Below are 262 nucleotides of genomic sequence, written 5' to 3'. Positions count from 1 at the left end.
CCTCGAATAGGAGGCCGCCATGGGCGTCACAGCGAGCGTCTCCCTGAACATCAACTTCCCGAGCGGCCCCGAGCTCGACCAGCGGATCATGCACGGTGAGAACCTCGCCGCCGAACGGCTGCTCGCGCTCTCCGCCGAGGAGGTGCCCTTCGATCTCGGCACCCTGTCGGAGTCCGGCACGGTCGAGCCCGCGCAGACGCCCGAGGAGGGCGCGGCCGTGGTCTACGACACCCCGTACGCTGCCCGCCACCACGAGCACCCC

At 70.6% G+C, this 262-nt stretch carries 1 pseudogene; it reads left to right on the top strand.

Features of this window, described 5'->3' with window-relative positions:
- Nucleotides 1-19: 19 nt before the first annotated feature.
- Nucleotides 20-262: pseudogene (locus tag SB660_RS21555) on the top strand (hypothetical protein); the annotation flags it as partial.

It is taken from the genome of Bacillus sp. SIMBA_005, from assembly GCF_046535585.1.
GTDB lineage: Bacteria > Bacillota > Bacilli > Bacillales > Bacillaceae > Bacillus > Bacillus pumilus.
The sequence above is the reverse complement of the archived record's forward strand: the minus strand, read 5'-3'. Positions and strand labels throughout refer to the sequence as shown.